Raw genomic sequence first — 8,516 nt, forward strand, 5'->3', positions numbered from 1 at the left:
CGAGGCATGATCGACCTGGCCACCCTGCTCATCTGGCTTTGAGGACAGGCCCTAGGGCCTGTCCTACAAGTCGTCCCGATCCCCGAGCCGGCGCGCCGCCCCCGCGTCCCCGTATCCGCGTGAGCCAGCCGGCGTGGCCGGGTTTTTCGCGTTTTGTCACCTTGATGCGCGAAAGAGCGCTCCCATTTCGCATCAAGGTGACAAAACGCGAAAGGAGGGGCGGGTGGGTGAGGGCGCCGAGCGGGGTGGTGAGGGCGCCAAGGGGGTGGGGTGGTGTTGCCACTTGCTGGACGCCTAGCCCACCCCGTGCCCCCGTGCGCCGGCTGGCGTGGTCGGGGTGGGGGAGGTCGCGCCGAGGGTCGGTCAGACCACCGGCAGGTCGTAGCGGACGCCGGTCAGCTCCTCGGAGACGGCCCACAGTCTCGCCGCCGTCTCCGGGTCGGTCGCGCTGTGCACGGGCTGCACGAGCTTGGGGTAGCCCCGCATCTCACCGAGCCCGTCCGGGCCGAAGAAGTCCCCACCCCGCACCCCCGGCGCCGTCGCCGCGTAGAGCTGCGGCAACGCACCCTGTTCCGCGCTCTGCGCCACCAGCAGGTTCGCGGGCTTCATCAGAAGGTTCAGCAGCCCGGTCGGCCCGCTGGACTGGAGGTTGGTCGCCGAGTAGCCGGGATGCGCGTAGGTGCTGACCAACGGCAGCCCCGCCGCACGCACCCTGCGGTCGAGTTCGAGCGCGAAGAGCACGTTGGCGAACTTGGACTGCGCGTAGGCGTCGACCGGCGAGTACCCGCGCTCGCCGGTGAGGTCGTCGAACTGGATCGTTCCTCGCTTGTGCAGTCCGGAGGTGACCGTGACGACGCGGTCGCGCACGCGCTCCAGCAGCAGGCCGGTCAGCGCGAAGTGGCCGAGGTGGTTGGTGGCGAACTGCGACTCGAAGCCCTGCTTGGTCAGCGATCTGGGCGGCATCATCACGCCCGCGTTGTTGACCAGGACGTCCACCGGGCCGGTCAGCTCGCCGGCGAAGGCCCGCACCGAGTCCAGGTCGGCCAGGTCCAGCGGGGCCAGCTCCAGGTCGGAGTTCGGGTACTCGACCCGGATCTTGGCGAGCGCAGCGCGGCCGCGCTCGGCGTTGCGGGCGGTCAGCACCACCCGGGCGCCGCGCGCGGCGAGGGCGCGGGCCGTCTCGAAACCGAGACCGCTGTTCGCCCCCGTCACCACGAAGGTCCTGCCCTCCTGGTCCGGGATCTGCTCGACGGTCCAGCGCGTCTTGGTCATACGCACAGCATGCCGAACCAGCAGCGCGACGGCGAAAGGACGCCGGCTCAGTCCTTCTCCGGCCACTTCCCCGTCGCCCGGTGGTAGGCGACGGCGCTTCCGCGGTCGATCGCGGCCTTGACCACGGCGAACACCGCCCCTTGCAGGGCGGCCGCGGCGATCACCTCGCCCCAGCCGTGGTTGCGATCGGTGGCGTCGGGGGCCTCCTTGTTCCCGGACACCAGCTTCCAGATCCGGCCGGAGGCGGCGCTCGCGGCCATGCCTCCCAGGATTCCCGTGATCATCCTGGCCGGGGTGAACAGCAGCTTCATGACCGGTTGCACCACTTTCGCTCGCGGGGAGGTTGGCACTCACAGTGATAGCCAATGCCACGGCACATCATGCGCGATGAACCGAGCGGGCCGCCCGTCCGTAGTACAGGGTTACCCGAACCACGACGTTGGAGGCCCTTGTGCCGGACTTCCCATCCACCACCACCCGCCGCCAGGTCTTCGGTGGTGTCACCGCCGGACTCGTGCTGCCGTGCGTGCTGGCCGCATGCGGCCAGTCCAGCCCCGGCGGCTCCCCCGCGCCCAGCGGCGCCGGATCCAGCACACCACCGCCCTCGGCAAACCCCTCCACGCCGTCCGGACCGCTTGCCGCGCTGGCCGACCTGCCGGTGGGCGGCGGCAAGCTCGTCGACGGCGTCGGCGGCCGCAAGGTGCTGCTGGTGCGCACCAGCGACACCGAGGTCAAGGGCTACGACCCGACCTGCCCGCACGCGGGTGCCACGGTGCAGCCGCCGACCGGCAGCACCATCAAGTGCCCGCTGCACGGCAGCACCTTCGACGCCGCGAGCGGCTCGGTGACCGGTGGCCCGGCGAAGACCGGGCTCAAGACGGTCGCGGTGAAGGTCGAGAAGGACCAGGTGCTGCTGGCTTGACTCAGCGGCGCCGCCGCTTGCCGCGGAGCATGGCCACCACCGAGCCGATCGCTCGCTGGGCCTCGTCCCCGAACGGGTTGTCGTGCACGACGTAGGTCCAGGTGGAGCTCGGCTTGCGCAGCCCGGAGGCACCGAGGTCGATGCCGTCCTCGGTGACCTCCGCCTTCTCCAGCGTCTCCGCCGTGCGCTCGCGCACCTCGGAGCGGAGCCGGTTGAAGGCGGGCACGGCGGCGCGGTGGAACTCGTCCAGCGGGTTCTGCCGCGCCAGCGCGTGCAGGTGGATGCCCTCGCGCAGGTCGGTCAGGAACGCCAGGTGCTCCGCCCACCGCCGGTCGATGTGGTGCAGCTCGATCTGCCGCGCCACCGCGGCGAGCACCTCCTCGGAGACGCTCTCGCGCAGTTCGGCCACCCGGTCCGGGGCGGACTTCTCCAGCTCCTCCAGCGCGACGTCGGTGGTCAGGACCTGCTCGCGGTACTGCTTGAGCAGCGCGCGCTGGTGCTCGATGAGCTGGTGGTAGCGCCAGGTGTTGCGGTGGATCTCCATGACGACGCCCTCGGCGACGCGCTGCGCGTGGTCGACGGCCAGCTGGGCGCCGGAGTCGGTGAGGACTTCGGAGGAGTCCTCGACGGCGGGGATCTCGTCCTTGCCGTAGTGCTGCACGAGCTCGTCCTGGAGGCTGGTGAAGAACACCGAGCCGCCGGGGTCGCCCTGCCGTCCGGCGCGCCCGCGCAGCTGACCGTCGAGCCTGCTGCTGTCGTAGCGGCCGGAGCCGATCACGTAGAGCCCGCCGAGCCCGGCGACCCGCTCGTGGTCGGCGGCGTCGCGCCCGCCGAGGCGGATGTCGGTGCCGCGCCCGGCCATCTGGGTGGAGACGGTGACCGCGCCGTGGCACCCGGCCTCGGCGATGATCGCGGCCTCCTCGGCGTCGTTCTTGGCGTTGAGCACCACGCACGGCACCTCGGCCGCCAGCAGCCGCTTGGCAAGGCGCTCGGACTCGGAGACGTCGAGCGTGCCGACCAGGACCGGGCGGCCCTTGGCGTGCTGCTCGGCGATCTCGGCGACCAGCGCGTCCTCCTTGCGCTCCAGCGTGGCGTAGAGCCGGTCCTCCTCGTCCTCGCGCACACAGGGCACGTTCGGCGGGATGGCGGCGATCTCCAGCTGGTAGAACTCGCGCAGCTGCTCACCGACCGCGACCGCCGTTCCGGTCATGCCCGCGAGCACCGGGTAGCGGCGCAGGAAGCCCTGCATGGTGATGCTGTCCAGGACCTCGCCGCTCTCGGTCTGGGCGACGGTCTCCTTGGCCTCGACGGCGGCCTGCAGCCCGTCCGGCCAGCGCTGGCGCAGGTGCACGCGGCCGCGCGACTCGCTGATCAGCTGGACCTTGCCGTCCCGGACGATGTAGTCGATGTCCTTGTGCAGCAACGCGTGCGCGTGCAGCGCGGTGTTGACCGCGGCGAGCCGGGAGAAGTTGTCGGCGTCGTAGAGGTCGATCCCGAGCGCCTTCTCCACGACCTGGCTGCCCAGCTCGGTGAGGTGGACGTTGCGGTCGTCGGCGTCGGTCTCGTAGTGCAGGTCCTTGCGCAGCGAGCCGATGACGCGCACCAGCTTGGGATCACCCGCGCCCTCCGGCTCGACCGTGCCCGCGAGCACCAGCGGCACCCTGGCCTCGTCGACCATGACCGAGTCGGCCTCGTCGACGATGGCGACGCCCGGCTCCGGCTGCACCCGCTCGTCCTCGGAGCCGCACAGGCCGTCGCGCAGGTAGTCGAACCCCGCCTCGTTGACCGCGACGTAGGTGATGTCGCGGGAGTACGCATCGCGCCGCTGCTCCTGGGTGGAGCTCTGGCCGACCCAGCCGACGGTCACGCCGAGCTGGGTGTAGATCGGCTCCATCCACTCCGCGTCGCGGCGGGCGAGGTAGTCGTTGACCGTCAGCACGTGCACCCGGCGCCCGCGCAGCGCGTACCCGGCCGCGGCGATGGCGGCGGTGAGCGTCTTGCCCTCACCGGTGGCCATCTCGGCGACCCGGCCGGAGAGCAGCGCCTGCACCCCGAGCAGCTGCACGTCGAAGGGGCGCTCGCCCAGCTGCCTGCGGGCGGCCTCGCGACCCAGCGCGCACAGCTCGATGACCTCGGCGCGGTCGAGCTCGCGGCCGTCGTCGCGCCGCAGCTTCCCCGCGGCGGCGGAGAGTCCGGCGTCGTCCAGCTCGCGCACCGCGTCCTCGCGCTCCCCGATCGGCCCGAGCAGCCGGCGGTAGGGCGCGAGGTCCAGGGTTCCCGGTCGTTGCAGGAACCGGCGTATCCATGCCCGCATGGCGCCCAGCATATCTACGGTTTGTCGAAAAACACGTAGTTGCGTACTTTCGGGTTGTGGATGACGACGCGCGCTACCTCCACCTGGAGGCCCGCCTCGCCGAGGTCGAAGCACGTCTTGCCAAGCTGGAGGAGCTCCCCCGCCCGAGCGACGACGTGGACGGCGGCCTGGAGGCCGAGGCGTTCTGGGCCCTGCGTGGCCTGCGCGAACGCCTCGCGGAGCAACCCGCGATGGCACCCGCGGGCGGCGTGCTGTTCACCGGCGTGGTGACGCTGCCGGACGGCGAGTACCACGAGTGGCAGCAGGGCGCGTTCACCCACGCGCTGCTGCGCCAGGACTGGGCGGAGTTCAGCAACGCCTTCAGCGCGCTGGCGCACCCGGTGCGGCTCCGGCTGCTCCAGGAGGTGATGCGCGGCGAGCGGACCGTGGCGCAGCTCCAGGAGCACGAGGACATGGGCACCTCGGGGCAGATCTACCACCACCTGCGCCAGCTCACCGCCTCCGGCTGGCTCCAGTCGAGCGGCCGGGGGCAGTACACGGTGCCCGAGGTGCGAGTGGTGCCGCTGATGATCGCGCTGTCGGCGATGTCGATGCCCGGCCCCGGCGCGAGCGCGGAGGAATAACTCCCGCTGGGGCCGCGGGCGGTGACCGTAGACTCGTCGGGGTGCCGTCCGACCGTCTCCACCTCTCCCTGCTGTCCGACTGCGGCAACTGCTTCGGCCTGTGCTGCGTGGCGTTGGCGTTCTCCGCCTCGTCGGACTTCGCGGTGGACAAGCAGATCGGCACCCCGTGCGCCAACCTCCGGCAGGACTTCCGCTGCGGCATCCACAACCGCCTGCGCGCCGAGGGCTTCCAGGGCTGCACGGTCTACGACTGCTTCGGCGCGGGCCAGAAGGTCTCCCAGTCCACATTCGACGGTCAGGACTGGCGTGGCTCCAAGGAGAACGCGAGGCGGATGTTCGAGGTCTTCCCGATCATGCGGCAGCTGCACGAGCTGCTCTGGTACCTCTCGGAAGCGCTGGCCCTTCCCGTCACCCGTCCGATCCACCCAGCGCTTCGCACCCTGCTGGCGGAGACGGAGAAGCTGACCTTCGGCAGCCCAGAGGAGCTGGCGGCGCTGGACATCGCTGGACACCGCCACGAGGTCAACGTCCTGCTGCTGCGCGCGAGCGAACTCGTGCGAGCGGGCCACGGCGGCAAGAAGAAGGACCGCCGCGGCGCGGACCTGATCGGAGCGGGGCTGCGCGGCGCGGATCTGCGAGGGGCGAACCTGCGCGGCGCGTACCTCATCGGTGCCGATCTCCGGGGCGCGGACCTGCGAGCGGCGGACGTGATCGGCGCGGACCTCCGGGACGCGGATGTCCGGGGCGCCGACCTGGCGGAGTGCCTGTTCCTGACGCAGACCCAGGTGAACGCGGCCCGCGGCGACGCGGCCACGACGCTGCCCGCGACCCTGACCCGCCCCGCCCACTGGCGGACGCCGTCAACCGGAACGAGCCGCCGACCGGCTCAGCGGAAGTAGCCCTCGAACAGCGCCGCGCTGATCCCCGATGCCGTCTCCACTCCCGCCTCGAAGCCCTTGTCGATCACCTTGGTATTGCTCATGATCGCGATCGTGAACCGCTCCCCCGGTCCGGCGAAGCCCACCGAGTTCACAATCCACGAGCGGTCGTCGTTGTCGTCGGACCAGCCGTTCTTGTTGCCCGGCAGGGCTTTCGGACCAGCAGCCCACACGCCCCACTGCTGGTTGGGCGCCACCGAGCGCAGCTCGCCGACGAGGTACTCGCGGTGCTTGGCGGGCATCTTGTCCAGCACGAAGCCGATCAGCCGGTCCAGGTCGTCCGGGGTGGTCTGGATCCATCCCCAGTGGTGCTGGTGCTCGGCGGTGAACCGCATGTCGGCCAAGCCGTGCGCGCGGAAACCCTTCTCGTAGGCGGCTTCCCCACCGAAGCGGTTCCACAGCGCGTGCGCGGCCTCGTCGTCGCTGGAGTGCAGCATCCCGTGCATGAGCTGCCGGTCGTGACCGCTGAGCCGGATCTGGCCGGAATCCTCGCGCAGCAACAGGTCCACGGCCATCGCCAGCTTCGGTGTCGAGCACGCCCATGCGTGCGTGGCCGCCGCCGGGTTGCGCCACATCGCCCCGGTCACGCGGTCGCGCACCACGATTCCGGTGACGCCGGGACGACCCTCCACGTACTTCTGCGTGCTCGCGATGCGCTGCTGGAACTCCGCGTCGAACACCGGTCCCGACGGTGGTGGTGCCACGGTTGCCGGGGGGACTGACGGGAGAACAGTTGTCGGCGCAGGCATATGGGCGACAGGCGTCGGCTCCCCGACAGCGGTGCACGCGGCCAGCAGAACCGACGCGGAGAGGGCGACAGCGATCTTCATCGCCCGGCGTCCCCTGCCACTCGCGCGACGTGGTGCGGTCGCGGTACTCGGACCTGGTGGCGCGGCATCCTCGCGGTGCACGACGCCGTTCAGCTCGTTGCGCGCTGACTCGTCCATCGCCACGACCATACCGATGATCGCCTCAGCTGATCACCTCGGCGCGGCACGATCCGTTCGCGGCCTCCTGCAACGCCGTGGCCGCCGCGGCCGGGCGGTCCTGACCGGCGATCCGGGCTTTCAGCCGCTCCACCGCGCCGCGCACGGACGGGTCGGTGGTGAGCCGGTGCGCCACATGGCGCAGCAGGACGGGATGCAGCCACTTCGCGTCGAGCTGGATGCCCGCGCCGAGCTCGGCGACGCGGCGCGCGTTCACCCGCTGGTCGAGCACGCGGGGCACCAGGATCATCGGTACCCCGGCGCCCAGCGCCTCCAATGTGGAGTTCATCCCCGCATGTGTGAGGAACAGGTCGCTGTGCTCCAGCAGAGCGGCCTGCGGCACTCTGCGGCGGGCGATCACGTTGGAGGGCAACGACCCCAGGGATTCCGGGTCGGTGGGGCCGGTCGCGAGGACCACCAGCCGGTCGGAGTCGCGGAACGCCTCGACCACCGGGCCGAAGAACTTCGGCCCTCGGGCGAACACCGTGCCGGGCGAGACGAGCAGGACCCGCCTGCGCTCGATCTCGCGCCACGGCAGGTCACCGCAGTGGTCGGTCTTCGAGCTGGTGAGCGGCCCGAGGAAACGGAAGCGCTCGCCGAAGGTGCGCACGGCGGGCTGGAGCTCCGGCAGCGCGTTGACCAGCACCAGCTCGTGGTCCCTCGCCGCCTCGACCGCCCAGGGGTGCAGCCGCCGCGCCCAGGGGCGGCGCAGGAGGTCACCGACGGGGGCACCGAGGTTCCGCCCGACGGTCGAGGCGATCACGTGCTCGTTCTGCGCGTAGGTCGTGCTGAACAGGACGGTCGGTACCCCTCGGTCGTGGGCGATCCGGAACACCCGGGGGATCATCGGGTCGAAGACGACGAGGTCGGGCCGCCGGTGTCTCAGCTCGCCGCGCAGGACGGCGAAGATCGCCCTGCGGTCATCGAAGGCCTTGAACAGCCGCCGGCAGGAGTCCACCGGGTCGAACCGCTCCGGGACGACAACGTGGGAACTCGTCGGCAGCCGCAGCACGCGCGCCCCGGTCTCGGCCACCGCGGGCGCGAAGTTCGGCGCGACGATCACGCTGACCCGGTCGCCGCGCGCGACCAGCTCCCGTGCCACGGGCAGCAGCGGGTTGATGTGACCGTGCGAGGAGTAGGGGACGAAGAGGAAGTCGGCCACGAGGCCCGAGCGTAGTGATCATTCACCCAGTCCGCCGCCCGACAACCGGAGCCCAGCGCTCGTCCGTTAAGCCGTCCCACCGGTGAGCAAACCGCACCGGCGCGTGCCCCGCCCAAGCCCACCGCCCTTCACCCTTCGCCCCCTCCCACTCCGCCCCTCCCCCTTCGCCCCTCTCCCCTCCGCCCCCTGTCGCCTCCGCTCGTCCGCCCGAGCCCGCCCCACGAACCCTCTCGCCTCCGCTCGTCCGCCCCTCCCCCTTCGCCCCCTCTCCGCTCGCCCCCTCCCTCTCCCCCTCCGCC

General features: G+C 71.4%; 8 protein-coding genes. 3 read left to right on the plus strand and 5 right to left on the minus strand.

The window, feature by feature from the left end:
- Window positions 1-363 precede the first annotated feature (363 nt).
- Together ACFFQA_RS16340 and ACFFQA_RS16345 are read right to left on the minus strand one after the other, a co-directional pair.
- Entirely contained in the window at window positions 364-1,272 is a 909-nt protein-coding gene (locus ACFFQA_RS16340; protein WP_377852811.1) for an oxidoreductase, read from the minus strand.
- Between the two features lie 47 nt (window positions 1,273-1,319).
- Entirely contained in the window at window positions 1,320-1,583 is a 264-nt protein-coding gene (locus ACFFQA_RS16345; RefSeq protein ID WP_377852812.1) for a DUF4235 domain-containing protein, read from the minus strand.
- Between the two features lie 140 nt (window positions 1,584-1,723).
- Between ACFFQA_RS16345 and ACFFQA_RS16350 the strand changes: the two genes are divergently transcribed.
- The gene (locus tag ACFFQA_RS16350; RefSeq protein WP_377852813.1) at window positions 1,724-2,194 is read left to right on the plus strand and encodes a Rieske (2Fe-2S) protein; all 471 of its coding nucleotides are present in this window, start codon (window positions 1,724-1,726) and stop codon (window positions 2,192-2,194) included.
- A gap of 1 nt (window position 2,195) precedes the next feature.
- Here ACFFQA_RS16350 and secA2 read toward each other — a convergent pair whose 3' ends face one another.
- Entirely contained in the window at window positions 2,196-4,508 is a 2,313-nt protein-coding gene (secA2, locus tag ACFFQA_RS16355; RefSeq protein WP_377852814.1) for an accessory Sec system translocase SecA2, read from the minus strand.
- 56 nt (window positions 4,509-4,564) lie between these two features.
- Between secA2 and ACFFQA_RS16360 the strand changes: the two genes are divergently transcribed.
- Together ACFFQA_RS16360 and ACFFQA_RS16365 are read left to right on the plus strand one after the other, a co-directional pair.
- Complete coding sequence (locus ACFFQA_RS16360) at window positions 4,565-5,131, plus strand: ArsR/SmtB family transcription factor (RefSeq protein ID WP_377852815.1); 567 nt, start codon at window positions 4,565-4,567, stop codon at window positions 5,129-5,131.
- A gap of 41 nt (window positions 5,132-5,172) precedes the next feature.
- On the plus strand, window positions 5,173-6,030 hold the full coding sequence (locus ACFFQA_RS16365; RefSeq protein ID WP_377852816.1) for a pentapeptide repeat-containing protein: 858 nt from the start codon (window positions 5,173-5,175) through the stop codon (window positions 6,028-6,030).
- Here the strand turns inward: ACFFQA_RS16365 and ACFFQA_RS16370 are convergent.
- Window positions 6,018-6,749 carry a serine hydrolase gene (locus ACFFQA_RS16370; protein WP_377852817.1) on the minus strand — a complete coding sequence of 244 codons (732 nt, stop codon included), beginning with the start codon at window positions 6,747-6,749 and terminating at the stop codon, window positions 6,018-6,020. The genes ACFFQA_RS16365 and ACFFQA_RS16370 overlap by 13 nt on opposite strands.
- A 292-nt stretch (window positions 6,750-7,041) precedes the next feature.
- Window positions 7,042-8,217, minus strand: a complete 1,176-nt coding sequence (locus ACFFQA_RS16375) for a nucleotide disphospho-sugar-binding domain-containing protein (RefSeq protein WP_377852818.1) — start codon at window positions 8,215-8,217, stop codon at window positions 7,042-7,044.
- Window positions 8,218-8,516 lie beyond the last annotated feature (299 nt).

The organism is Allokutzneria oryzae (assembly GCF_042429765.1).
GTDB classification, from domain to species: Bacteria; Actinomycetota; Actinomycetes; order Mycobacteriales; family Pseudonocardiaceae; genus Allokutzneria; species Allokutzneria oryzae.